The organism is Streptomyces sp. NPDC007907 (assembly GCF_042959365.1).
GTDB classification, from domain to species: Bacteria; Actinomycetota; Actinomycetes; order Streptomycetales; family Streptomycetaceae; genus Streptomyces; species Streptomyces indiaensis.
Genome location: NZ_JBIBKR010000011.1, coordinates 53,009 through 76,578, shown reverse-complemented (window position 1 = coordinate 76,578; position 23,570 = coordinate 53,009). Strand labels below are relative to the sequence as shown.

General features: G+C 70.0%; 15 protein-coding genes. 3 read left to right on the top strand and 12 right to left on the bottom strand.

The features are described 5' to 3' along the window. Positions 1-102: 102 nt before the first annotated feature. From ACFZDI_RS35310 to nrdR, 4 genes are all read right to left on the bottom strand, one after another. A complete protein-coding gene (locus ACFZDI_RS35310) occupies positions 103-240 on the bottom strand; it encodes a hypothetical protein (RefSeq protein WP_329268144.1) in 138 nt (45 codons plus the stop codon). 176 nt (positions 241-416) lie between these two features. Next, positions 417-1,214, bottom strand: a complete 798-nt coding sequence (locus ACFZDI_RS35305; RefSeq protein WP_391256540.1) for a DUF1883 domain-containing protein — start codon at positions 1,212-1,214, stop codon at positions 417-419. Between the two features lie 209 nt (positions 1,215-1,423). Next, on the bottom strand, positions 1,424-4,315 hold the full coding sequence (locus ACFZDI_RS35300; RefSeq protein ID WP_391256537.1) for a vitamin B12-dependent ribonucleotide reductase: 2,892 nt from the start codon (positions 4,313-4,315) through the stop codon (positions 1,424-1,426). 163 nt (positions 4,316-4,478) lie between these two features. Next, positions 4,479-5,039: a transcriptional regulator NrdR gene (gene nrdR, locus ACFZDI_RS35295; protein WP_391256534.1), complete on the bottom strand. Its 561-nt coding sequence runs from the start codon at positions 5,037-5,039 to the stop codon at positions 4,479-4,481. A gap of 621 nt (positions 5,040-5,660) precedes the next feature. Between nrdR and lexA the strand changes: the two genes are divergently transcribed. Continuing rightward, positions 5,661-6,440, top strand: coding sequence for a transcriptional repressor LexA (lexA, locus tag ACFZDI_RS35290; protein WP_053671024.1), 780 nt, complete (start codon positions 5,661-5,663; stop codon positions 6,438-6,440). A gap of 178 nt (positions 6,441-6,618) precedes the next feature. On the opposite strand, the gene ACFZDI_RS35285 is transcribed toward lexA, so the two are convergent. The 4 genes from ACFZDI_RS35285 to ACFZDI_RS35270 all read right to left on the bottom strand — a co-directional run bounded on the left by ACFZDI_RS35285 (position 6,619) and on the right by ACFZDI_RS35270 (position 13,498). Next, entirely contained in the window at positions 6,619-8,595 is a 1,977-nt protein-coding gene (locus tag ACFZDI_RS35285) for a helicase C-terminal domain-containing protein (RefSeq protein WP_391256529.1), read from the bottom strand. 310 nt (positions 8,596-8,905) lie between these two features. Beyond that, entirely contained in the window at positions 8,906-9,631 is a 726-nt protein-coding gene (locus ACFZDI_RS35280) for a GNAT family N-acetyltransferase (RefSeq protein WP_391256526.1), read from the bottom strand. A gap of 83 nt (positions 9,632-9,714) precedes the next feature. Beyond that, positions 9,715-11,712 (bottom strand): IucA/IucC family protein, encoded by a 1,998-nt coding sequence (locus tag ACFZDI_RS35275; RefSeq protein WP_391256523.1) that lies wholly within the window; start codon positions 11,710-11,712, stop codon positions 9,715-9,717. Between the two features lie 298 nt (positions 11,713-12,010). After that, on the bottom strand, positions 12,011-13,498 hold the full coding sequence (locus ACFZDI_RS35270) for an aminotransferase class III-fold pyridoxal phosphate-dependent enzyme (RefSeq protein ID WP_391256521.1): 1,488 nt from the start codon (positions 13,496-13,498) through the stop codon (positions 12,011-12,013). Between the two features lie 334 nt (positions 13,499-13,832). Between ACFZDI_RS35270 and ACFZDI_RS35265 the strand changes: the two genes are divergently transcribed. Together ACFZDI_RS35265 and ACFZDI_RS35260 are read left to right on the top strand one after the other, a co-directional pair. Then, a complete protein-coding gene (locus ACFZDI_RS35265; protein WP_391256518.1) occupies positions 13,833-15,068 on the top strand; it encodes a trypsin-like serine peptidase in 1,236 nt (411 codons plus the stop codon). A gap of 292 nt (positions 15,069-15,360) precedes the next feature. Continuing rightward, positions 15,361-16,563, top strand: coding sequence for a trypsin-like serine peptidase (locus tag ACFZDI_RS35260; protein ID WP_391256514.1), 1,203 nt, complete (start codon positions 15,361-15,363; stop codon positions 16,561-16,563). A gap of 156 nt (positions 16,564-16,719) precedes the next feature. Here the strand turns inward: ACFZDI_RS35260 and hflX are convergent, their stop codons facing one another. The 4 genes from hflX to dapF form a co-directional block, all read right to left on the bottom strand. Continuing rightward, positions 16,720-18,213 carry a GTPase HflX gene (hflX, locus tag ACFZDI_RS35255; RefSeq protein ID WP_234846350.1) on the bottom strand — a complete coding sequence of 498 codons (1,494 nt, stop codon included), beginning with the start codon at positions 18,211-18,213 and terminating at the stop codon, positions 16,720-16,722. Between the two features lie 126 nt (positions 18,214-18,339). Further along, positions 18,340-19,950, bottom strand: a complete 1,611-nt coding sequence (locus tag ACFZDI_RS35250) for a M1 family aminopeptidase (RefSeq protein WP_391256511.1) — start codon at positions 19,948-19,950, stop codon at positions 18,340-18,342. A gap of 220 nt (positions 19,951-20,170) precedes the next feature. After that, on the bottom strand, positions 20,171-22,372 hold the full coding sequence (locus ACFZDI_RS35245) for an HD domain-containing protein (RefSeq protein WP_391256509.1): 2,202 nt from the start codon (positions 22,370-22,372) through the stop codon (positions 20,171-20,173). A 296-nt stretch (positions 22,373-22,668) separates the two neighbouring features. After that, the gene (gene dapF / locus ACFZDI_RS35240; RefSeq protein WP_234846353.1) at positions 22,669-23,541 is read right to left on the bottom strand and encodes a diaminopimelate epimerase; all 873 of its coding nucleotides are present in this window, start codon (positions 23,539-23,541) and stop codon (positions 22,669-22,671) included. Between the last annotated feature and the right edge of the window lie 29 nt (positions 23,542-23,570).

Genomic DNA, 23,570 nt, shown 5'->3' with positions numbered 1-23,570 from the left:
TTGCGTCTAACGCATCATCGTTGAGTTGGTTACGCAGGGCCTGCCATGGGTGCCCTTGAGGATTGGGGTGCCCAGGGCGCAGGCCCTGGGCACCTTCAGGTGTTACTTCTTCTTGGACGGCGTCTGCGACAACGCGCTTGCCGCCGCAGACTTCTCGGCCTTGGTCGACTTCGGGTTGGCCAGGACCTTGGCTGCGGCCGACGCAGCCTTCTTACCTGTCTGACGTGGGTTCTTGGACATGATCACAGTTCCTTTCGTGCCACTTTGCGTTGCAGCTCAGAACGTGATGTCATGCATGCCTGGATGCGGTACAGGACGTTTCGTTCTGGCTGCGGTGATCGTCTGACCCCTCCGAAGGGTCAGACGATCACCATCCGGCGGCTTCTCCGCCGGAATTCTCAGGTATGAGATTCGAGTTACCCAGCATCACGCTGAGCATCGCCCTCTCGACTCTCTCGAATCACATCAGCAATCTCGCTGGCGATCTCCTCGACCGTGAACTGAGCGGTGCTTCTCGCCAACTTGTCGGCCAGGGACGGGCTTTGCGCCATAACCTCGTCCTTGGTGACGTTGTGCCAGATGGGCAGCAGGTTCTGTTGCCCCGTCACGTACCTCGTCACCAGGCCGTCAAGTTCATACTGGGGCCACCCCTTCTCGAAGAAGTGGCGCGAGAGAATTACGATGCCGAACTGGCTGTTAGCCAACCCGTGGTCGATCTTGCGGCGGAGGCTGTCGCCGATCCTCAGTTCGAGAACGTCGAGCCACACAGAGATGCCGGCTTCTTGCAGATACTGCGCCAGCGGTCGGGCCACGGCTTCTTTGTCTTCACTGGCATGGGAGATGAAGACATCTCGTACAGGCTCACCACGGCCTGCGGAGTAAGGCGGCGGCTCATGCCTGATATTGGCCAGGGAACCAGCATTGCTCGGGCGGAGCACGGGCAGCGGGGGCGGTTCGACGGAGGCCGAAGACCTCACCTTGCCCTTGAGGCCCATCAGATCAACGGTCACGTACCAGTGGCCGCTACTCGGAATCGCAAGACGTACCGGAGAGGTCCTTGCCAGCCCACCGATACACCTGTGGTCTCGCCCGGTTTTGTATTTCTGATAGTTGCTGCTGTCCATCAGACGCACATTGGCTGCGCTTCCGGACAGATTGATGACTGCGGTCGCGCCCTTGGACTGACGACCGAGATCGTGGACTACGTAGTCCATGACTTTTCCTCTGTATCACCTTCACCGGGGACATGTAGGGCGGTTGCGCTGGATGCAACATTGTTGCGTGCGCTTCAGCGGCGGGTGTATCCCCAGGCCAGCCGCTACGCGGGAGGGGCGTCAGCGCGAGGCTGACGCCCCTCTCATCAGGGATTACTTGTCAGGTGAGCGTTTGCCGAGTGTTGCACTCGATGCAATTCCGCTCAGTTTCAGCTGCAGCCGCTGGTCGAGCCGCAGCCCTCGCAGATGTAGCAGGAACCGGCGCGCTGCATCTTCGTACCGCACGAGAAGCACAGCGGGGCGTCGGCCTGGATGCCCAACTGCATCTCCACCAGTTCGGCGCTGGTGTGAGCCTGCTGCGGGGCGGGCTTGACCGCCTCCTCGACCCTCGGGGCGGACACGGCCTTCAGCTCCTGGGCGCGTGGCGCGGACTGGGCCAGGCCCTCGACGTCGACCTCATCGTCGCTCGGCTCGTAGGAACCGGTCTCGAGGTGACGCTGACGCTCCTCGGCGGAGTGGATGCCGAGTGCGGAGCGCGTCTCGAAGGGCAGGAAGTCCAGCGCCAGGCGGCGGAAGATGTAGTCGACGATCGACTGCGCCATCCGCACGTCCGGGTCGTCCGTCATGCCGGCCGGCTCGAAGCGCATGTTGGTGAACTTCGAGACGTACGTCTCCAGCGGCACGCCGTACTGCAGACCGACGGAGACCGCGATGGAGAAGGCGTCCATCATGCCCGCGAGGGTCGAGCCCTGCTTGGACATCTTGAGGAAGACCTCACCGAGACCGTCGTCCGGGTAGGAGTTGGCCGTCATGTAGCCCTCGGCGCCGCCGACGGTGAAGGACGTGGTGATGCCGGGGCGTCCCTTCGGCAGGCGCTTGCGGACCGGGCGGTACTCGACGACCTTCTCGACCGCGGTACGGATCGTCTCCTCGGCCTTCTCGGTGATCTCCGCCTTCTCCTTCTCCTTGGTCTTGGCGGAGAGGGGCTGGCCGACCTTGCAGTTGTCGCGGTAGATCGCGAGGGCCTTGACGCCGAGCTTCCAGGCCTCGAAGTAGATCTCCTCGACCTCCTCGACGGTCGCCGTCTCCGGCATGTTGACCGTCTTGGAGATGGCGCCCGAGATCCACGGCTGGATCGCGGCCATCATGCGGACGTGGCCCATCGGGGAGATGGCCCGCTCGCCCATGGCGCAGTCGAACACCTCGTAGTGCTCCGGCTTGAGACCGGGGGCGTCGATCACGTTGCCGTTCTCGGCGATGTGGGCGACGATCGCCTCGATCTGCTCCTCGAGGTAGCCCAGGCGGCGCAGGGCCTGCGGGACGGTGCCGTTGACGATCTGCATCGAGCCGCCGCCGACGAGCTTCTTGAACTTGACCAGGGCCAGGTCGGGCTCGACGCCGGTGGTGTCGCAGGACATCGCGAGACCGATGGTGCCGGTCGGGGCGAGCACGGACGCCTGCGAGTTACGGAAACCGTTCTTCTCGCCCAGGCGCAGGACGTCGCCCCAGGCCTCGCTGGCGGCGGCCCACACCGGGGTGTCCAGGTCGTCCATGCGGACGGCCGTGTCGTTGGCGTCGGAGTGCTGCTTCATGACGCGCTTGTGGGCGTCGGCGTTGCGGGCGTAGCCGTCGTACGGGCCGACCACCGAGGCGAGCTCGGCGGAGCGGCGGTAGGCCGTGCCGGTCATCAGGGAGGTGATGGCACCGGCGAGGGCGCGGCCGCCGTCGGAGTCGTAGGCGTGACCGGTGGCCATCAGCAGGGCGCCGAGGTTGGCGTAGCCGATGCCGAGCTGGCGGAACGCGCGCGTGTTCTCGCCGATCTTCTGGGTCGGGAAGTCCGCGAAGCAGATCGAGATGTCCATCGCGGTGATGACCAGCTCGACGACCTTCTGGAAGCGCTCGGCCTCGAAGGACTGGTTTCCCTTGCCGTCGTCCTTCAGGAACTTCATCAGGTTCAGCGAGGCCAGGTTGCAGGACGTGTTGTCCAGGTGCATGTACTCGCTGCACGGGTTCGACGCGGTGATCCGGCCGGACTCGGGGCAGGTGTGCCAGTTGTTGATGGTGTCGTCGTACTGGATGCCGGGGTCGGCGCAGGCCCAGGCGGCCTCGGCGATCTTGCGGAAGAGCGCCTTGGCGTCGACCTCCTCGATGACCTCGCCGGTCATCCGGCCGCGCAGCCCGAACTGGCCGCCCTGGTCGACCGCCTTCATGAACTCGTCGTTCACGCGGACCGAGTTGTTGGCGTTCTGGTACTGGACGGACGTGATGTCGTCGCCGCCCAGGTCCATGTCGAAGCCGGCGTCGCGCAGGACGCGGATCTTCTCTTCTTCCTTGACCTTGGTCTCGATGAAGTCCTCGATGTCCGGGTGGTCCACATCGAGGACGACCATCTTGGCGGCGCGGCGGGTGGCGCCACCGGACTTGATCGTTCCTGCGGAGGCGTCGGCGCCGCGCATGAAGGAGACCGGGCCGGAGGCGTTGCCACCAGAGGACAGCAGCTCCTTGGAGGAGCGGATGCGGGAGAGGTTCAGGCCGGCGCCGGAGCCGCCCTTGAAGATCATGCCCTCTTCCTTGTACCAGTCGAGGATCGACTCCATGGAGTCGTCGACGGACAGGATGAAACAGGCGGAGACCTGCTGGGGCTGCGGCGTGCCCACGTTGAACCACACGGGGCTGTTGAAGCTGAAGATCTGGTGCAGGAGGGCGTAGGCCAGCTCGTGCTCGAAGATCTCGGCGTCGGCGGGCGAGGCGAAGTACTTGTAGTCCTCACCGGCCTTCCGGTACGTCTTCACGATGCGGTCGATCAGCTGCTTGAGGCTGGTCTCGCGCTGCGGGGTGCCCACGGCACCGCGGAAGTACTTGCTGGTGACGATGTTGACCGCGTTCACCGACCAGAAGTCGGGGAACTCCACGCCGCGCTGCTCGAAGTTGACCGAGCCGTCGCGCCAGTTGGTCATGACGACGTCACGGCTCTCCCAGGCCACCTCGTCATAGGGGTGGACCCCAGGGGTGGTGTGGATGCGCTCGACACGCAGGCCCTTGCTCGCCTTGGCGCTCTTGGCGCGGGGACTCCGTGCCGGACCGCTCGCCGTCTCTGTCATGCCGCCTCCCTGTACGGGCGAAAACGCCCTGAAGTGCTCCGATGTTCCCGGTGCACGTTGTTCTGTCTGATGTTGCGAGCGCCCACTCACACGCCCGCAACAGGTCTTCTCACGCCGCCGCCCGGCCGGGTCCCGGAGCTGCCTTCCGGGTCCGGCCCGCCGGTCAGTCGGCGGCGCCTGCGGGCTCGGGGACCTGCTCGTTCCCTCCGGGCCCGCGGTCGTCCTGCCGGCTCCCCGCAGCCGCGCCCTCGCGGTCCGGGTCGTCCGTCTCGGGGGGTCCCGTCTGTGCCCTCAGTTCCGTGATGGCCGCCTGGAAGTCGTCGAGCGAGTCGAACGCCCGGTAGACCGAGGCGAACCGCAGGTAGGCCACGAGATCGAGTTCCTGCAAGGGGCCGAGTATGGCCAGCCCCACGTCGTGGGTGGTCAGCTCGGCGCTTCCGGTGGCTCGCACCGCCTCCTCGACCCGCTGGCCGAGCTGGGCGAGCGCATCCTCGGTGACGGGCCGTCCCTGGCACGCCTTGCGCACACCATTGATGATCTTCGTACGGCTGAAGGGCTCGGTGACCCCGGACCGCTTCACCACCATGAGCGAGCACGTCTCCACCGTCGTGAAACGACGGGAGCAGTCAGGGCACTGGCGGCGCCTTCGGATCGACGTGCCGTCGTCGGTCGTACGACTGTCCACGACCCGGCTGTCGGGGTGCCTGCAGAAGGGGCAGTGCATGGAAAAACAACCCTCCTCACAGCAGACTCAATAGCCTCGCCGGGCATCTTGCGCCCCACGAAGCAGCCCCAAGCATAGGCGATGACCATGGGCCTCGAGACCGGGGGGACCACAACTTCTGGGCTGCTGCTGCAATCCAACCACTAGATGTGGGGATTGGCTCATACATCCAGGCCCACCCCGCGTGTCGCACGCATAGGCGCAGGTGGCACGCAACAACCCCTGCCACACCCGCCCGTTCGCCCCCCGTGAGCCGCCTTCCGGCGACCTCGCTCAAGGGTGCGTCCACATCCGTTGATGCACGGGCGTATCGCCGCGGCACACGCGGAGATACCGTGGGCGCCGCGAGGAGGGGAGGTGGGACTCCCGCACAAATGAGGACCGGCCCCGAAGCGCGGGAATGCCGGATGGCAGACTGGGGCACAGTCCACTAGGTGATCACCCCGGCGGTGAAGAGTACAGCAATGGGCCCTTTTGCCCGCGAGGTGGCACGGCCGCCAATACACCCGGACACATGATCGCGTCCGTAGATTCGCGTTTTTTCACTCGAACGTGTGTTTGGCGCAACCTTTCGAAAGCAACTACCGTTGTCCAGCAGGGAGACCATCGAGAGGGGCCGACGTGACCACCACCGCAGACAGTGCCGCCATCGCTGCCCAGGACCGCTCCCAGGGCCGACTGGAGCCGGTGCATGCGATGAACGAAGCCACGAACCCTGAGGGGCACAAGCGCTCCCTGCCGGGCCGACCTCCCGGCATCCGGGCGGACAGTTCCGGACTCACCGACCGCCAGCGCCGGGTGATCGAGGTCATCCGGGACTCCGTACAGCGACGAGGCTACCCGCCGTCGATGCGGGAGATCGGTCAGGCCGTCGGCCTTTCCAGCACATCCTCCGTGGCACACCAGCTGATGGCGCTCGAGCGCAAGGGCTTCCTGCGCCGTGACCCGCACCGCCCGCGCGCCTACGAAGTGCGCGGCTCCGACCAGGCCGCCTCGGTGCAGCCGACGGACACCGCGGGCAAGCCCGCCGCGTCCTATGTGCCGCTGGTGGGCCGGATCGCCGCCGGTGGCCCGATCCTCGCCGAGGAGTCCGTCGAGGACGTCTTCCCCCTGCCCCGCCAGCTCGTCGGCGACGGTGAGCTGTTCGTCCTGAAGGTCGTGGGTGACTCGATGATCGAGGCCGCGATCTGCGATGGCGACTGGGTCACGGTGCGCCGTCAGCCGGTCGCCGAGAACGGCGACATCGTGGCCGCGATGCTCGACGGCGAGGCCACCGTCAAGCGCTTCAAGCGCGAGGACGGCCACGTCTGGCTCCTGCCGCACAACGCGTCCTACGAGCCGATCCCCGGCGACGACGCCACCATCCTCGGCAAGGTGGTGGCCGTACTGCGGCGCGTCTGACAGCGCGCACCGCGTCGGGCAGGGCCGGCAGGCCCGCCCTCTGACCGGGCCCCGGGACCCCTGCGCCGGTTCCGGGGCCCTGCGCTGTCCAGGACCGGCTGTGATGACCGAGCCCGGGAGCCGGTGGCTCGTGCCTGTGCGGGTAGGCCGGCAGCTCAGCCGTCGGCCTAGCCGCGGCTCATTCTTCTTCGATCTGCTGAGCCGCAGCGTCGATCGCCGCGAGCGACTTCCGCACCTGGTTCCGGTCCGTCGTGAACCAGAAGTCGGGCAGCGAGGCCTTCAGGTAGCCGCCGTAGCGGGCCGTCGCCAGACGCTGATCGAGGACGGCGACCACGCCCCGGTCCCCTGACGCCCGTACGAGACGGCCGGCGCCCTGGGCCATGAGCAGAGCGGCGTGGGTGGCGGCGACCGCCATGAAGCCGTTGCCACCGGCGTCCTCCACGGCCTTCTGCCGGGCGCTCATCAGAGGATCGTCCGGGCGCGGGAACGGGATCTTGTCCATGACGACCAGCTGGCAGCTGGGACCCGGGACGTCCACGCCCTGCCAGAGCGACAGCGTGCCGAAGAGGCAGGTCTTCGGGTCGGCCGCGAAGTTCTTGATGAGCTCCCCGAGCGTCTCCTCGCCCTGGAGCAGGATCGGATACTCCGGGATACGGGAGCGCAGTTCCTCGGCGGCCAGCTGGGCACCCCGCATCGAGGAGAACAGGCCGAGGGTCCGGCCGCCCGCCGCCTGGATCAGCTCCGTGAGTTCGTCCAGCATGTCGGCTCGGTCACCATCCCGCGCGGGGCGCGCGAGGTGCTTGGCGACATACAGGATGCCCTGCTTGCGGTAGTCGAAGGGCGAGCCGACGTCGATGCCCTTCCACTTCGGGAGGTCGTCGCCCTCGGTGCCCTCGGGGGCGAGGCCCAGGGAGGCGCCCACACCGTTGAAGTCGCCGCCCAGCTTCAGCGTCGCGGACGTCAGCACCACGGAGCGGTCCGCGAAGAGCTTCTCGCGCAGCAGCCCCGAGACGGACATGGGGGCGACACGCAGGGAGGCGCCGAAACGGTCGTGGCGCTCGTACCAGACCACGTCCCACTCGGAGCCGTTCGTGATGCGCTCCGCCACGTCGTGCACGTTCTCCACGGAGGCCAGGGCCTGCTTGCGGACGGCGTCCTCGTCCTGGACGGACTTGTCGCGGGTCGTGCCGATCGCGGAGATGACCGTGCGGCACGCGTCGCGCAGCGCCATGAGGGCGTACCCGAGATCTTCGGGGATCTCCTCCAGACGGCCTGGCAGCGCCAGCTCCATCAGCCGCTCGAAACCCTCGGCGGCGGTCTGGAGCTGGTCGGCGGCCTTCTCGTTCACGAGTTTCGCGGCGCGCCGCACCGCCCGGTTGACCTGGCCGGGAGTGAGCTCACCGGTGGCGACCCCGGTCACGCGGGATACCAGTTCGTGCGCCTCGTCGACGATCAGCACCTCGTGCTGCGGAAGGACCGGAGCGCCCTCGATGGCGTCGATCGCGAGCAGCGCGTGATTGGTGACGACGACCTCGGCGAGCTTCGCCCGTTCACGGGCCATCTCCGCGAAGCACTCGGCGCCGTACGCGCACTTCGACGCGCCCAGGCACTCCCGCGACGAGACCGACACCTGGGACCAGGCCCGGTCCGAGATGCCGGGCGTGAGGTCGTCACGATCGCCCGTTTCGGTCTCGTCGGCCCAGTCGCGCACCCTCAGCAGGTCCTGGCCCAGCTTGCTCGTGGGCGCGGCGGCCTCGAACTGGTCGAAGAGACCCTCCTCCTCGTCCTGCGGGACGCCCTCGTGCAGTCGGTGCAGACACAGGTAGTTCGACCGGCCCTTGAGCATCGCGAACTCCGGGCGTCGGCGCAGCAGGGGGTGCAACGACTCGACCGTTCTCGGCAGGTCGCGCTCCACCAGCTGACGTTGCAGGGCGAGGGTCGCGGTCGCGACGACCACACGCTCCCCGTGGGCGAGCGCGGGCACCAGGTAGCCCAGCGACTTACCGGTACCGGTGCCGGCCTGGACCAGCAGGTGGGAGCCGTCGTCGATCGCTTCCTCGACGGCTTCGGCCATGGCCACCTGACCGGGGCGCTCCGTACCACCGACGGCAGCGACGGCAGCATGCAGGAGTTCGGGGAGTGAGGGCTTCGTCATAGCGCGACCACCCTACGACCCTGCACTGACAAACGGGCGCTCAAGGCGGGTGCGGGGGACGAGATCAAGGGTGTGGGCTCCCGGGGGTGTGCGGTGGGTGGGCGGGAGGTGAGCGGTGGGCACCCGCCGGCACCTGGGCGGGTTGAACGCCTGCGACGGTGGCGTCGCGGCGCGGGTCCTCGCGGAAACCGGCTCTGCCTGGGTTCTGTCGAAAACGGCGCGGCGTGGGTTCTCGCGAAAAGAGGCTCGGCGGGCGGGAACTGTCGCGGCACGAGCCGCGTTCGATGAGTGACGGCGCAATGACACAGCGCTACAACACATGGCGGAGTGATCGCTCTCGGACCATGAGAGCGGCTCGCTTGGCGGGCAGGTCGACCTCGGTGGAGAACCGGAAGCCGGCGGTCAGGAAAGCGGCGATGGAGGGGGTGTTGCGGATGTCGGGTTCCGCGATGACACGTGCGCAGGTGGGCCGCCGTGTGAGTACGAGGTCGGCCACGGCCCGGAGCAGCAGACCTCCCAGGCCGCGCCCTCGTTCGGCAACTCCGCCGACCAGGAGATGGATACCCGTGTCGTGAGGGCGGGCGGCGTAGTGCCGGGCCAACGGGTCGAGATCGGCCCGGTAGATCTCCCAGTAGCTCATCGGCACCCCGTCCAGTACGCCCATGCACGGCACGCTGCGCCCGTCGCCGGCGAGCTGGGTCGTCAGGTGGTCTTCCGTCACGCCCTGCGGACCTGAGAGCTCCCAGAACGTCGCGGCGGCGGGGTCGTTCATCCAGCGGCTGATCAGCGGAAGGTCGCGTTCGATGCACGCCGGGACGAGGTGGAACCGGCCTGCGGGCGTGTCTGCCGGACCCCATGCGGCAAGGTCGTCGAGAAGGTCCTCCCCGGCGAAGTGACCGGCGTCGGCCGCGCCAGGGGTACAGGCACCGGCATCGGAAGCGGAGTCGCCCCCATTGGCGGCGTGGGAGGCGGAGGCGGTGCCGGCGGGGTCGGTGACGGCGACACCCGGCTCGGCGATCGGGTCGGCGGGAGACACCGGACGCTCCTCTCGGGAAGGGGGTGGCGAGTCCTCAGAGATGCAGGGGGTGGGTCAGCGGTGGTCGGGGTGGGTTGCGGTGGTCAGGAATGCAGGGGGTTGGCGATGGTGACGTAGACGGACTGGGTGTCGACCGGGCCGACGAGTTCATCGAGCCCGTGCAGCCGGGTCAGCAGGTTGGCCTTGCACCGCAGGACGGGCGAGTCGAGCAACAGGGAGGGCAGCGAGGTGCGCAGCCGGGCCGGGCCGGAGGCGAGAGTGTGCAGGAAGCGTCGGAAGGCGGCGAGCAGCAGCCGCTCGTCGGCGAGCCCCTGGGAGCCGAACGCGCCGATCAGACCGAGCACGTTGTTGATCACCAGGTAGTACACGAACCGCTCGTCGGTCACCCGGTCGCAGACGAAGGTGTCGCTCCGCTCTCCGATGCCGGGCAGCCGGGCGTCGAGGTCCTGGCGCCGGGACGCGCGGAAGTAGTAGCCCTGGTTGTCCCGGTAGCGGCCGCCGCTGGGCCAGCCGTCGGCGTCCAGCAGGAGCAGGGTGTTCTGCTGGTGCGCTTCCAGCGCGACGCCCGCCTCAGCGTCCAGCCAGAGGACGGGACGCACCACGTGCCCGAGGTAGCGCAGGAACCACTCGGCGGCGACGGCTCCGCGAGGCCGGCCGGTGCGCCGGGCCAGACGCGTGACCACTTCGGCCAGTCGGGACCGCAGACCAGGGCCGTGCTTGTCGGAGTGTTCCGGAGTCCCCTCCAGCGGGGTCGAGGGGCATGGGCGCGGCGAGAGGAACCCGGCGACGCAGGACACATCGTCGGTGGGGCCGAACGGGTTGTGGCGGATCACCACGTCCAGCCCGGGCACGGGAGTGCCATCGGGGGTGTCCACGGCGAGCCAGGCCGGGTCCCGGACGATGTCGAATCCCGGGTGCTCGGAGCGCCACTCCTGCCCCAGGCCGCTACGGAGCAGGCGGTGGACCTCGACGCCGCGGTGGAGTTCCTTGCGGAGGTTCTCCCGGCGGGAGTTGGTGATGCGCAGGCCCAGCGAGAGCTTGAGCATCGCGGGGGCGTGGGCCCGGTAGACGGTTCGGAGGGAGGAGGTGGGGTGCCAGTCGGGGCCGTGGGCGCCGAGGTCTTGGAGCAGTCCGGTGTCCAACAGGGCGGCAGTCTGCGGCCGGCGCTGGACCTCGTGTGCCTGCCAGGGGTGCAGGGGCAGGAGGTCGTACCCCTCCGGCAGCTTCGTCACGGTCCCGGCAAGTCGAGCGGTGAGTCTGTTGGCGGGGACGGGTCGGCCGCGTTCGGTCCAGGAGGAGTCGGTGGCCAGGAGGGAGGGGGCGACAGCCATCCAGTGCAAGGGGAAGACGCCGCGCAACTCGGGTGAGTAGAGGAGGGCTTCGGACTCCGTGAGACCTTCGCGACTCTTCGGGGTGGGGTGCAGGGGGTGTCCGAGGAGGAGTGCCTGTTCCGCGGACAGGAAGAGGTCGGGGCCGTCGGCGGGGTGTTCCCGGCGGTCGGTGATGAAGGTGGCGACGCGTCGGAGGGAGTCGGCGACCCCGGCGACGAGCGCGACGCCCTCGATCGAAAGGGAGTTGCTGACAGGGGAGGTCTGGAGGCCAGAGGCCCCTGTGGATGTCTCCCTGGTGAGCAGGGCGGCGATCGTGACGGCATCGGCCGGTGGGCTGGTGTCGGGAGCATCGGCGAGACGAGGAGGGCCGAAGCGATGCCAGCCTGTTGGAGACCAGTAGCGCACCGGGGCGAGGACGGCCGTGCCACTGGCGGGGAGGGGGATGCGCAGGACGCCGTCCGCCGGGGCCGGGTGATCGGTCTCGCGTGCCCAGCAGCGGAGCAGGTTCTCCACGGCGGCGGCCTGGGCGTCGGTGTGCGGGTCGGGATGCTCCAGTGGATCAGCGGCATGGCTCTCGCTCGACCCCTGGGCGGGGTCAGCCGCCGGCCGTTGGTGAGGAACCCTCCGGTCCGGCGATGTCGCCGTCGGCCTGTCCTCGGCGGAGCGTCGTTCTTGAGCCGAAGCAGACGCCGAAGCTGAGGTCGGGGCGAGGCCCGGGGCTTGGTCGTCGGGGTGCGGGGTGGCATTCACGGCAGGTACCTCGTGAGGTGGTTCCGGATCGTGCGGGCGAAGGAGGCGTGCCGAGCAGCTTCACTCGGCGCGACAAGCGGGACGCGAGGTCCCGCAGCGGGCGGGTCTACAGGCCCCGGGGCAGGCGGGCTGCGGGCGTGCGGGCCTGCGGGGCTTCTGACGCTCGGGGCTCATGGCGGCGGCGTACGGGGCGTGCCGCGCGTTGCGGGGCTCATGCCGGACGGGGACCGTCGGCAGTGGCACCATGACGCGCAGGCATGACGCGGACCGCGACGCCCGCCGTCTCCGTGCACGGCGTTCACGGTGCGGCTGCCGTGCCACCCCCACGGCACCGGGCTGCCGCCCGGACCGCATCGGCCAAGCGGTCCAGTACGGCGGCCGCTTGTTCGTCGGTGATGGTCAGGGGTGGCAGCAGCTGTACGACGCTCGCGGCCCCGCCGGCGAGTCCGACGATGAGGCCGCGTCGCAGGCACTCCCGCTGGACGGCGGCCGCGAGTTCGGGGGCGGCGGGGAGCGGTCTGTGTCCGTGCGGCCCGCTGCCCGGCATCACGGGCTCCGCCACGGCGCTCTCCGCAGCGCCTGGGGCAGCGGCCTGGGCCCTTTTCCCCTGCGGGTCGGCGCCCCACGGATCCACCAACTCGACCCCGATCATCAGCCCTCTCCCCCGCACCTCCCCCACGCAGGCGTACTCGGATACGAGGGGCCGGAGTTGATCCAGCATGCGCGCCCCGAGCGTGGCTGCACGCTCGGCGAGGGCGTTCTCGCGGACATGGGCGAGGGTCGCTGTACCGGCGGCCATGGCGAGCTGGTTGCCGGGGAAGGTTTCGGCGGGGGCGCCGGGGTGCCCGGTGTCGAGGTCGTCGCGGTACACCACGACGGCCAGGGGCAGGCTGCCGCCGATGGCGTGGGAGAGGACCATCACGTCGGGGGTGACGCCGCTGTGCTCGACCGCCCAGAAGGCGCCGGTCCGGCCCACGCCGGTCCGGGTCTCGTCGGCGATCAGCGGGATGGACCGGTCGGCGGTGAGCTGTCGCAGGCGGCGCAGCCACGCGTCCGGAGCGGGGACGACTCTGCCCTCGCTCTGGACAGGCTCGACGATCACACCGGCGGGCAGGGGCGCCCCCTCCCCGACGTCGTCGAGGAAGGACTCCGGCCGGCGGGCGGCGAAGGCGGCTCCGTCCTCGCCCCCGGCGTCGAAGGCGAGGTGGTCGTCCGGTGGACAGGGCAGGCAGGGGATCCGCGCGTCGTGGGCGTGCGCGGGGGTGTCGTCGAGTGCGCCGGCGGTTCCCGCACGGTCGGCTCCGGTGAAGGCCAGGAGACCGTTCCGGCCGGTCGCCGCGCGGACCAGGGCGTAGGCCGTCTCGACGGCGTCGATGCCGGTCGGGCCGCAGAACCGTACGTGGGCCCGTTCGGCGAGGCCCGGCGGCAGCGTACGGAACAGTTCGGTGAGGAAGGCGTCCTTGACGGGTGTCGCCAGGTCGAGGGTGCTCAACGGTGCCCCGGAGTCGAGGACCTTGCGGAGGGACTCCAGGACGACCGGATGGTTGTGGCCTAGGGCCAGAGTGCCGGCCCCGGAGAGGCAGTCCAGGTAGCGGCGGCCGTCCGCGCCCTCGATGGTGAGTCCCCGGGCCCGCACCGGAACGATCGGCAGGGCACGGGCGTAGGTCCGGGCGGCGGGTTCGCGTGCGGCGTGGCGGCGCAGGATTCCCTCGTGCGCAGGGCGCCGGGTACGGGTGGCGTCTTCCGGAGCTCCGCCGGGGAGGGGTGTCGCCTGTGTACGCCCCACAGCGGCCTCCTCCGACGCACGACCCCCATGGGTGGTTTCCGCCACGACTTTCCTGACCTCCCACCGGGCACGGGCACAGAGGACCGCGCACGGACAGCAGGCCCCCCACCGCTACCAACCCCGGATCACTCACCGGGTTACGGGTTGCCTCAAGATCCTTTCCGTGACGGAACTGTTGCGGATCCGTCGGATCGCCCCCACAGCCACCGCATAGTGTGTGATGCCGTTCCCGGACACCGCGAAGTCACCCCGAACTTCCCGCAGAGCAGCGGGAGTCGGGGCGAAAACAGGCGGTCCGTCCACGTTCGTTCCGTTCCAGGGGGAGAGTCAGATCATGCGACCCATACGACGACCGTCGTCCCAAGCCGCCGGAGGGGGGAGGCGCCGCAGGAACTCCCCCGTCCTGGCTGCCGTGGCCCTCGTCTCGGCGCTGGCCCTGACCGCCACCGCTTGCGAGTCGGGCGGCGCGACGGCGGACGGGGAGGCCTCCGCGTCCGCCACGGCCTCCGGCTCCGGCACCGATGACGGCAAGTTCAAGATCCCGGACGACATCAGGGACCGGCTGCGCGAGCACGGGATCGACATCGACAAGTGGAAGAACGGTGCCTGGAAGAACTGGGACCGGGACGACTGGCTGCGCGAGGCGAACGAGTACATCAACCCGATCATCGAGGGGCTCTGGAACCCGGACCGCATGCGGGAGGCCGAGGAAACCGACCAGGGCGTCGACGAGGGCGAGATCGCCGAGGACCAAGGCGTGACCGACGCGACGCCCGATCCCGTCCAGGCGCAGGCCGTGCCGCCGTCGTACCACGCCAACGTCCCCACGTCCGGGAAGGTGTTCTTCGACTCTCCCGAGGGCTCGGCGGTCTGCTCGGCGACGGTGGTGAAGGACCCGGCGCACCCGGGCAAGTCCAACCTGGTGTGGACGGCGGGCCACTGCGTGCACGCGGGCAAGAAGGGCGGCTGGTACCGCAACATCGCGTTCGTGCCGTCGTACAACGACGACGGCAAGCCGGTGGCGGAGCTGGAGAACGCCACCCGCGAGGATGTCGCTCCCTATGGAGTCTGGTGGGGCGACTGGGCGCAGACCTCGGACCAGTGGATCGAGCAGGGCGGTTCCACGGGTGGTGACGGCGCACCGTACGACTTCGCGGTCATCCACGTCACGCCGGAGAAGGGCAGCGGCGGCAAGTCGCTGGAGGAAATGGTCGGTTCGGCGCTGCCGGTCGAGTTCAAGGCGCCCGCGGTGCCGCAGGTGAAGAGTGTCACGGCGATCGGCTACCCGGCCGCGAAGCCCTACGACGGGCAGAAGCTGTACCGGTGCGAGGACCGGCCCGGGCGGCTGTCGGTCAACGCGTCGGATCCGACCATGTACCGCATCGGTTGCACCATGACCGGTGGTTCGTCCGGTGGCGGCTGGGTCGCGACCGGCTCGGACGGCAAGCCGGCGCTGGTGTCCAACACCTCGATCGGGCCGGTGACGTCGGGGTGGCTGGCCGGACCGCGCCTGGGCGGGGTGGCCAAGGGCGTGTACGACTCGGTCAGCAAGAAGTTCGCCGGCCGGTGACGGCCGGCTGAGCCTCGCCGCCGGGGGGCGAAGGATTCCCCGGCGGCGCACCCGCTCCTCCGGGGCGCCCCCGGGTGCCCCCGGTGCGCCGGAGCCTCGGACTCATGACAGCCGCCCCGGGAGCTCTCGCGAACCTTCACCGCCCCACCCCGGTACGCCCTCAACTCCCCGGCACAGTGGGGTGTCGCGCGAAGCCGACAGCTCCCCGCCTGTGCCCTGCACACGCGGCACCAGCACCGTCGCCACTCTCACCAGCACCACATTCATTCGCACCAACGGGGGTCATCGCACCATGCGTTCCACACGTACGCCCGCACCCGGGCGCGGACGGCGCACCGTCCTCACCGCCGCCGGTATCGTCGCCGCCCTGGCGCTCACCGCGACCGCCTGTGGCGGCTCGGGGGATGCGGCGAGCGACAAGCCCGACGCCACCGGCTCGCAGGCCGCCGCGGACGGTGGCGGCAAGGTCCGGATCCCGGCCGATCTCGCGGACAGGCTCAAGGAGCACGGGATCGACGTCGACAAGTGGAAGAACGGCGGCTGGAAGGACTGGGACAAGGACAAGTGGCTCAGTGACGCCAAGGACTTCGTCAACCCGGTGATCGAGGGCCTCTGGAAGCCGGAGCGGATGCAGTCCGCAGACGAGGCGGACAAGAGGGTCACGACGAAGGACGCGTCGGCGGGCCAGGGCGTCAGCGACCCGGACCCCGCGCCCGTCCGGGCGCAGGCCGAGAAGACGCCGTATCACCGCAACGCGGCGCCGGTCGGCAAGGTCTTCTTCGACTCCCCCGACGGCCCGGCCGTCTGCTCCGGCACGGTCGTCAAGGACGTCAACCACCCGGGCAAGTCCAACCTGGTGTGGACGGCGGGCCACTGCGTGCACGCCGGGGGCGACGGCGGCTGGTACCGCAACATCGTGTTCGTCCCGGCCTACAACGACCTCGGCAAGTCCGAGGCGCAGCTGACCAACGCGAACCCCACGGAGATCGCCCCGTACGGCAACTGGTGGGCGAACTGGGCCTCCACCTCCGACCAGTGGATCCAGGGCGGTTCCGAAAGCGGCGGTGACGGCGCCGCGTACGACTACGCCGTGCTGCACGTCAAGCCCGAGCAGGGTGCCAAGTCGCTGGAGGAGACGGTCGGCGCCGCGCTGGACGTGGACTTCTCCGCTCCGTCCGCGGCCGGGGCCGCCAAGATGGGCGCCTGGGGCTACCCGGCGGCACCGCCGTACAACGGCGAGAAGATGTTCAAGTGCATCGACGTCCCCGGCCGGTTCTCGCTCAGCCCCTCACTGCCGACGATGTACCGCATCGGTTGCGACATGACCGGTGGTTCCTCCGGCGGCGGCTGGTTCCGGGTTCTGAACGGCAAGTCGGTGCTGGTGTCCAACACCTCGATCGGTCCGGCCGACAACTCCTGGCTGGCAGGGCCGCAGTTCGGCCGTGACGCCGAGGCGCTCTACCAGAACATGAGCAAGACCTACGGCGGTCAGTGACCCGCACGACCCGCGCATGGAGAAGGCCCACCCCCGGCGATGGGGGCGGGCCTTCCCGCGTTCGAGCGAAACGCGGGCCCGAGCAAGGCGCACGCTCAGGCGCCACGCGTACTCAAGCGCCCCGCCTACTCAAGCGAGACGCGCGCTCAGCCGGACTCAGAGCGCCGGCGCCGGAGCGTACGGCGTGAGCTCCGCCGCCAGCTCCTCGTGCACCCGCACCTTGAGCAGGGTGCCCTCCGCGGTGTGCTCCTCGGAGATCACCTCGCCCTCGTCGTGCGCACGGGCGACCAGCTTGCCGTGCGTGTACGGCACGAGCGCCTCGATCTCGACCGAGGGGCGCGGCAGCTCGTTGTCGATGAGCGCGAGCAGCTCCTCGATGCCCTGGCCGGTGCGGGCCGAGACCGCGATGGACCGCTTCTCGACGCGCAGCAGCCGCTGGAGCGTCAGCGGGTCGGCCGCGTCCGCCTTGTTGATCACGACGATCTCGGGTACGTCGGTGGCGCCGACGTCCCGGACCACCTCGCGCACGGCGGCCAGCTGCTCCTCCGGGAACGGGTGCGAACCGTCGACCACGTGCAGGATCAGGTCGGACTCGCCGACCTCCTCCATCGTGGAGCGGAACGCCTCGACCAGGTGGTGGGGCAGGTGGCGTACAAAGCCGACCGTGTCGGCCAGCGTGTACAGCCGTCCGCTCGGCGTCTCGGCCCGGCGCACGGTCGGGTCGAGGGTCGCGAACAGGGCGTTCTCGACCAGCACGCCTGCGCCCGTGAGGCGGTTGAGCAGCGAGGACTTGCCGGCGTTGGTGTAGCCCGCGATGGCCACGGACGGCACCTTGTGGCGCTTGCGCTCCTGGCGCTTGATCTCGCGGCCGGTCTTCATCTCCGCGATCTCCCGGCGCATCTTCGCCATCTTCTCGCGGATCCGGCGCCGGTCCGTCTCGATCTTGGTCTCACCGGGACCACGGGTGGCGAGGCCGCCGCCCTTGCCGCCGCCCATCTGCCGGGACAGCGACTGACCCCAGCCGCGCAGTCGCGGCAGCATGTACTGCATCTGCGCGAGGGCGACCTGCGCCTTGCCCTCTCGGGACTTGGCGTGCTGGGCGAAGATGTCCAGGATCAGGGCCGTCCGGTCGATGACCTTGACCTTGACGACGTCCTCGAGGTGGATCAGCTGGCCCGGGCTGAGCTCACCGTCGCAGATGACGGTGTCCGCGCCCGTCTCGATGACGATGTCGCGCAGCTCCTCGGCCTTGCCGGAGCCGATGTACGTGGCCGCGTCGGGCTTGTCGCGGCGCTGGGTGACGCCGTCGAGCACCAGCGCGCCGGCCGTCTCGGCGAGGGCGGCGAGCTCCGCGAGGGAGTTCTCCGCGTCCTGCACGGTTCCCGAGGTCCAGACGCCGACGAGGACGACCCGCTCCAGGCGGAGCTGGCGGTACTCGACCTCGGTGACGTCCTCGAGCTCGGTGGAGAGGCCCGCCACACGGCGCAGGGCCGCGCGGTCGGAGCGGTCGAACTGGTCGCCGTCCCGCTCTCCGTCGATCTCGTGGCTCCAGGCGACGTCCTCTTCCATCAGGGCATCGGCCCGAAGACCCTCGGGGTGGCTGTGCGCGAAGCGCTTGGAGTCCTGGGAAAAGGAAGAAGAGGAGGTCATTGGATCCTTACGTTGGTGGGAAACCGTTCATTGTCTGCAACGCACGGGCGGTCCGGGAGATTCCCGGCGCTTCGTGCCGCGCCGACCCGAAGATGGTCGCACGGCACGGGGCGTCTCGTCACCGTGTTATCGGGCCGCCGCCTTCGCCGGCCGGGCCTGCCTCACGGACGCCTGCGGCCTGACCGGAGCCTGCGTCTGCGAGATCTTCGCGGGTGCCTGCGTCTGCGAGAACGTCGCGGGTGCCTGCGTCTGCGAGATCTTCGCGGGTGCCTGCGGCTTCCAGTCCGGGTGCCCGGGCATCGGCGGGGTCTTCTCGCCGTACAGCCAGCCCTGGAAGAAACCGTCCAGGTCGCGTCCGGCGATCTCGCTGGCCAGTCGCACGAAGTCCGCCGTCGTGGCCGTGTCGTCCCGGTACCGCTCGACCCAGGCGCGTTCCAAGCGTTCGAAGGCCGGGCGGCCGATCTCCTGGCGCAGGGCGTACAGGACGAGCGCCGCGCCGTCGTAGACGTTGGGCCGGAAGATGCTGGTCTTGCGGCCGGCGTCGGGGGCCTTGGGGGCCGCGGGTGGTCCGCCGGCGGCGCGCCAGCGGTCGGAGGCGCCGTAGGCGGCCTTCATCCGGTCCCGCATCGGCTTGTCCGCTTGTTCCTCGGCGTACAGCGCCTCGTACCAGGTGGCGTGTCCCTCGTTGAGCCACAGGTCCGACCAGGTGCGGGGGCTGACGCTGTTGCCGAACCACTGGTGGGCCAGCTCATGGACCATGATCGACTCGACGTACCACGGCGGGTAAACCGGCTCGGTGAAGAGCTCGCGCTCGAAGAGCGAGAGCGTCTGGGTCTCCAGTTCGAAGCCGGTGGTGGCGTCGGCCATGAGCAGGCCGTACGTCTCGAAGGGGTAGCGGCCGACCTTGTTCTCCATCCAGGTGATCTGTGCGGGGGTCTTCTCCAGCCAGGGTTCGAGCGCCTTGCGGTACTCGGTCGGGACGACGTCCCGTACGGGCAGGCCGTGCGGGCCGGTGCGGTGCAGCACCGTGGAGCGGCCGATGGAGACCTGGGTGAGTTCGGTGGCCATGGGGTGCTGGGTGCGGTAGGTCCAGGTCGTCGTCCCGCCCGACTTCTCCACGCCGGCGGGCAGGCCGTTGGCGACGACCGTGTCCTCGTCCGGCGCGGTCACCCGGATGGTGAACATCGCCTTGTCGGAGGGGTGGTCGTTGCAGGGGAACACCAGGTGCGCTGCATCGGCCTGGTTGGCCATGGCGAGGCCGTCCGTGGTACGCACCCAGCCACCCTCACGCCCCTCGGCGGGCACGGGGTCGCTGGTGTGCCGCACGGTGATGCGCATCCAGTTGCCGTCCGACACCGAGTCCTCGGGTGTGATCACCAGATCCTCGCCGGCGGTGTGGAACTGAGCGGGGTCGCCGTCGACCTCGACCGACTCGACCGTGCCGTGGGCGAAGTCCAGGTTGACGCGGTCCAGGTCGGCGGTGGTCCAGGCGTCGATGGTCGTGACGGCCCGCAGCGGCTCGCTGTTGCCGCCCGGGTAGATGAAGGAGAGGTCGTACGACGCCACGTCGTAGCCGGGGTTGCCGAGGTGTGGGAAGAGCCGGTCGCCGACGCCGAGCGGTACGGCGGGGGTGCTCGCGGCGACGAGGCAGACGGAGACGGCCGACGTGAGCAGCGCGGCGGCGGTCCGGCGCCGCCGGGTGGGGGTGGTGGCCCGGCTGTGGGGGGTCAGGAGCATGCCCCACGGCTATCAGCGCACCGCTGAACGTCGTGGACGGCGCGCTTCCGCCCCACCCGAACCGGGGACCGAGGCCTGCGCCGGGTGCCGCTTCGGCTCCCGGTGATCCTCCCGGAAGGTGCGTCGGCCGACGCTCCCGCGCCGCGTGCGGTCCCGCGCCCCGGCAGGTCCGGGCCGGCTCAGCGCACAGGCGGCGAAACCCGGCGACGACCGGGCCGTGTCAGTTGCCCTGCGGCTGCGGCTGGGACCTGCTGACGTCGTACACCCCTGCCACGTCGCGCATCGCGCGCATCAGGCCCGGCAGGTGGCCGGCGTCGGGGAGCTGCACGGTGTAGGTGTGCCGCACCTGCTGCTGAGTCGGCGGCTCGACGGTCGCCGAGACGATCTCGGCACCCTCGGAGGCCATGGCCTCGGTGAGGTCCGCCAGCAGATGCGGACGGACGAACGATTCCGCAACCAGCGTGACGCGGCACTCGGCGGCCTCCCCCCAGTGCACGCCGACCTCCGCACGTCCCCCGTCCTTCATGCGCGCCACAGCGGCGCACTCCACGCGGTGCACGGTGACCGCTCCCCCGCGTACGGCGAAACCGGTGATCTCGTCGGGCGGTACGGGGGTGCAGCAGCGGGCGAGCCGCACGGACGCGCCGGGCAGGTCGGCGAGGACGGTGCCGGTGGCGGAGCGGTCGGCGGGCTGTTCCGGCGCCACGTCCGGCTCGGACACGTCGGCGGGCCGGACGCCCGGCAGGCCGTCGGTGGGCCGGGCGGCAGTCCGGTCCTCCGCGATCCGTGTCTCGTGCTGCTGGGACTCCGCCTGTGCCGGATGGGCGGCCAGCCACCGCTGGATGGCGATCCGGGCGGCGGGGGTGTGCGCATGCTCCAGCCACTCCCGGGACGGCTCCGACGCCGCGTCCTGGCCCATGAGGAGCTGGACGGTGTCGCCGTCCTTCAGGACGGTGCTCAGCGTCGCCAGGCGGCCGTTCACCCGGGCGCCGATGCAGGCGTGCGCGTCCTCGCCGTACTGCGCGTAGGCCGCGTCCACGCAGGTAGCGCCCTCGGGCAGGCCGAGGGTGCCGCCGTCGGGGCGGAAGACGGTGATCTCACGGTCCTGGGCGAGGTCCTCGCGCAAGGTCGACCAGAAGTGGTCGGGGTCGGGTGCCGCCTCCTGCCAGTCGAGGAGCCGGGAGAGCCAGCCGGGGCGGGTGGGGTCGACGCGCTCACCGTCGGCCGGGTCGTCGGGGGCCGGTGCGTACGGGTTGCCGAGGGCGACGACGCCGGCCTCGGCGACCTTGTGCATCTGGTGGGTGCGGATGAGGACCTCGACGACCTGGCCGTCCTCACGCGCCACGGCCGTGTGCAGCGACTGGTACAGGTTGAACTTCGGTACCGCGATGAAGTCCTTGAACTCCGAGACCACCGGCTTCATACAGGTGTGCAGTTCACCCAGGACGGCGTAACAGTCGGCGTCCTCGTTCACCAGGACCAGGACGCGGCCGAAGTCGGAGCCGCGGAGCCGGCCGCGTTTGCGGGAGACGCGGTGCACCGAAACGAAGTGGCGAGGGCGGATGAGGACTTCCGCCGGGATGTCCGCCTCGCGCAGCACACCGCGCACCTCGTCGGCGACCTCGGCGAGCGGGTCGTCCGCGCGGGCCGCGTTGCGGACGATCAACTCCCTGGTGTGCGCGTACTCCTCAGGGTGCAAGATCGCGAAGACGAGGTCTTCCAGTTCGGTCTTGAGCGCTTGCACGCCGAGCCGCTCGGCGAGCGGGATGAGCACGTCACGTGTCACCTTGGCGATGCGTTCCTGCTTCTCGGGGCGCATGACACCGAGGGTGCGCATGTTGTGCAGCCGGTCGGCGAGCTTGATCGACATGACGCGGACGTCGTTGCCGGTGGCGACGAGCATCTTGCGGAAGGTCTCGGGCTCGGCGGCGGCGCCGTAGTCGACCTTCTCCAGTTTCGTGACGCCGTCGACGAGGTAGCGGACCTCCTCGCCGAACTGGTCGCGGACCTGGTCCAGCGTCACATCCGTGTCCTCGACGGTGTCGTGCAGCAGGGACGCGGTCAACGTCGTGGTCTCGGCGCCGAGTTCGGCGAGGATCAGGGTCACCGCGAGCGGGTGCGTGATGTACGGCTCGCCGCTCTTGCGCATCTGGCCGCGGTGCGAGGACTCGGCCAGGACGTAGGCGTGGCGCAGGGGTTCGAGGTCCGCGTCGGGGTGGTGGGCGCGGTGGGCCTCGACGACATGGCTGATGGCGTCGGGGAGCCGGCCGCGGGCGGCGGGGCCGAGCAGGGCCGCGCGGCCGAGGCGGCGCAGGTCGATCCGGGGGCGGGCCTTTCTGCGGGGGGCTGTCGGTGTCACCGCTGCTGACACCGCTCCCGGCATCGGGCCTGGGGTCACGGAATCCGTGGCCTCCGCACTCATGGGCACCTCCGGCTGCGTCAACCGGCGGACGGGGTGCCCCAGAGCGGACACGACTCAGGGGGCGGCTTCGGTCCCCCGTCCGGGCCGGTGCTTGATGCTACCGAGCCCACCACGCCGGACCGACCGCCTCTCGCCGAGCGTGAAACTGATCACCCATTCGAGGGAAGAATGTGAGGTTTGCACCCCTGTGCAGAGCGAGGCCGGTGATACGGATTCCGCCAACTGGCCGAATTGCAACGGCTGTTTCGGGTCTCCGGCCGACGGTGCGCGGGTGTTTCAGGACACCCGGCCCCGGCTCATGCGGAGGTCGCCGTTTCCAGCCAGTCCGCGTCGATCTCACCCTCGGCCACGATCACGGCCGGACCGGTCATCTCGATCTCGCCGTCGGGGCGCTCGGTGATCACCAGGGTGCCGCCGGGGACGTCCACGGTGTAGGTCGCGGGAGTGCCGGTGGCCGTCGGGTCGGCGCCGTCGCGGCGGGCTGCGGCCACGGCGACCGCGCACGCGCCCGTGCCGCACGAGCGGGTCTCGCCCGAGCCGCGCTCGTGCACGCGCAGCGCGACGTGCCCGGGGCCGCGGTCGACCACGAACTCGACGTTCACACCGTCCGGGTAGGCGGCCGCCGGGCTGAAGGGCGGCGGGGAGAGCAGGTCACCGGCGTGCGCCAGGTCGTCCACGAAGGCGACCGCGTGCGGGTTGCCCATGTTCACGTTCCGGGCGGGCCAGCTGCGCTCGCCGACACTCACCGTGACGTCGCCCTCGGGGAGCACCGCGCGGCCCATGCCGACGGTCACGTCACCGTCCTTGGCGATGTGAACCGTCTTCACGCCCCCGCGCGTGGCGACCGCGAGGTCTCCCTCGGTCACGTGACCGGCGCGCTGGAGGTAGCGCGCGAACACCCGCACGCCGTTGCCGCACATCTCCGCGATCGAGCCGTCGCTGTTGCGGTAGTCCATGAACCACTCCGCCTCGGCGGCCATGTCCCTCGCCTCGGGGTGCGCGGCGGACCGCACCACGTGCAGGAGCCCGTCACCGCCGATGCCCGCGCGCCGGTCGCACAGGGCGGCGACGGCGGCAGGAGGCAGGTCGACGGCGTTCTCCGGGTCCGGGACGATCACGAAGTCGTTCTCGGTGCCGTGGCCCTTGAGGAAGGCGATCCGCGTGCTCATGCCTCGATCGTAAGGGGTGCCCCCGACAT

Excerpts from the sequence above, each read along its gene's own strand:
- ACFZDI_RS35245 (WP_391256509.1), bottom strand. The coding sequence starts at position 22,372 with ATGAGTGCGGAGGCCACGGATTCCGTGACCCCAGGCCCGATGCCGGGA.
- hflX (WP_234846350.1), bottom strand. The coding sequence starts at position 18,213 with ATGACCTCCTCTTCTTCCTTTTCCCAGGACTCCAAGCGCTTCGCGCAC.
- ACFZDI_RS35300 (WP_391256537.1), bottom strand. The coding sequence starts at position 4,315 with ATGACAGAGACGGCGAGCGGTCCGGCACGGAGTCCCCGCGCCAAGAGC.
- ACFZDI_RS35250 (WP_391256511.1), bottom strand. The coding sequence starts at position 19,950 with ATGCTCCTGACCCCCCACAGCCGGGCCACCACCCCCACCCGGCGGCGC.
- dapF (WP_234846353.1), bottom strand. The coding sequence starts at position 23,541 with ATGAGCACGCGGATCGCCTTCCTCAAGGGCCACGGCACCGAGAACGAC.
- ACFZDI_RS35265 (WP_391256518.1), top strand. The coding sequence starts at position 13,833 with ATGCGACCCATACGACGACCGTCGTCCCAAGCCGCCGGAGGGGGGAGG.
- ACFZDI_RS35260 (WP_391256514.1), top strand. The coding sequence starts at position 15,361 with ATGCGTTCCACACGTACGCCCGCACCCGGGCGCGGACGGCGCACCGTC.
- ACFZDI_RS35305 (WP_391256540.1), bottom strand. The coding sequence starts at position 1,214 with ATGGACTACGTAGTCCACGATCTCGGTCGTCAGTCCAAGGGCGCGACC.
- ACFZDI_RS35285 (WP_391256529.1), bottom strand. The coding sequence starts at position 8,595 with ATGACGAAGCCCTCACTCCCCGAACTCCTGCATGCTGCCGTCGCTGCC.
- ACFZDI_RS35310 (WP_329268144.1), bottom strand. The coding sequence starts at position 240 with ATGTCCAAGAACCCACGTCAGACAGGTAAGAAGGCTGCGTCGGCCGCA.
- nrdR (WP_391256534.1), bottom strand. The coding sequence starts at position 5,039 with ATGCACTGCCCCTTCTGCAGGCACCCCGACAGCCGGGTCGTGGACAGT.